Origin of the sequence: uncultured Microscilla sp., from assembly GCF_947493425.1 — a bacterium.
GTDB lineage: Bacteria > Bacteroidota > Bacteroidia > Cytophagales > Microscillaceae > Microscilla.
The window spans coordinates 1-1,544 of sequence record NZ_CANLRP010000376.1; the positions used below are offsets into that span (position 1 = coordinate 1).

The window sequence follows — 1,544 nt, forward strand, 5'->3', positions numbered from 1 at the left end:
TTGCGCAAACCCTCAAAAAATCCTTTGACCGCATTGACGGCACGGTCCCAAAAGCTGGGTTCCTTTTTGTCGGCTTCGGCTTTTTTGGCTTCCGCCTCTTTTTCTTTGGCGCGTTTTTCGGCGTCGGCTTTTCGCTGCGCCTCGCTATACTTGCGTTTTACCTCGGCGTTGGTTTCGTCGGTCTTCTGCTCTACTTGGCTGTCTACTTTTTGGCGCTCTTTGCCCGACTCATCCTCGTAGTTTTTCAGAATGTCGTCGTTTTCTTTTTTCCATTGTGTGCGCTGGCTGTCTACTTCCGTTTGCGCCTTTTGCTGGGCTTGGGTTTGGGCGGTTTTGGTTTCCTCTATTTTTTTCTCTACGCTCAGCTCGTGCTCCTCGTTGGCTTTTTTAAAGCCCACCTCTTTGTCTTGTTTTGCCTTCGTGATCTTGGCTTTTTCTTGCTCAGTTTTGCCGCCTATTTGCCCCTGCATACTTTGATTGAGGTGGGTTTCGGCTTCAGGCGACAGCACTGGAATGCCTTCAGGGGTAAGTTGGGTGAGCGAGGTTTCGGGCGGAGGGCTGAACTCAAAATTGGGGTTCAACTCCTCTTTTTTATCTTCAGGATAAATGTCGTTTTCGCCAAAATCTTTGTTGGGCGCGTTTTGGGCTTTTTGGTGGGCGGTGTCCGTTTCCTGGTCTTTCTCTTGTTGCAGTTGTTGGTTTTGGTGGTCGGGAGCTTCTTTGCCCTTCAGGTTTACCGTAGGTGCCGTGCCTGGGTGGGTGTTCACACTGTTGTCTTTGGTAGGCAACTGGTGCAGGCTTTTTTGTACCGTGGCTTTTACCGAACCTGAGCCAAACCAACTAAAGAGCTTGTCGAAAAATCGCCTGGCCACTTGTATAGGGCTTTGCGATTCGGGCACGCCGGGTTTTTGGGTGTGGTGTCCTTCTTTTACCGCCTTTCCCTGGGGGCTGTCTTTTACGTTTACCTCGCGGGGCTTGCCCACATCCTTGAGCTTGGCGGCCTTTTTCTGCTTGTTTTCTCGTTTTTGCGAGTTTTCGGGCGATAATCCGGTGGGAGCAGGTTGGCGGTGCGTTTCCTCAGTTTTTTTCTTTACGTCATCGCTTTCGCCCTTCAAAATATTACCTGCCTCGCTTTTTTGCTTCAAGCCTTCGGCAAGGTCAGACACGGGCAAGCTGGTGAGGCTATTGATAAAACCCTCCGAACTGCTTTTGTCCAGCTTGATGTCTTTTTTGCGGGGGGCTTCTTCTTTTACTTCCTTTTTGTCGGGGTCGGTTTTCGGCGTGGGCGAGGGCTGGGTTGTTTCTTTTTGGGTATTGGGTTGCTTGTCTGGCGTTACGCCCAATTCGCTCGTGGTGGGTGTCTTTTTCGTTGTTTCTGTTTTATCCTTGTCCAAGGGGCTGCTTATGGTATGGGGTACCTTAGTGTTGTGCCCGTCTTGTTTGTTCTCTTCCTTTTTGCTTATTTCTTTTGGAAGGGGCAACTCGTTTTTTTGCTGGGGTGTACCAGACTGCTCGGTGGTATGGACAGTTTCGTCTTTGTCGGG

The 1,544-nt window shown here is 50.2% G+C and carries 1 protein-coding gene; it reads right to left on the minus strand.

Annotated features, from left to right (window positions below; all coding sequences use genetic code 11):
• Nucleotides 1-1,544: hypothetical protein (locus Q0954_RS33850; protein WP_299466480.1), on the minus strand; the 1,544-nt coding region annotated here is incomplete at both ends.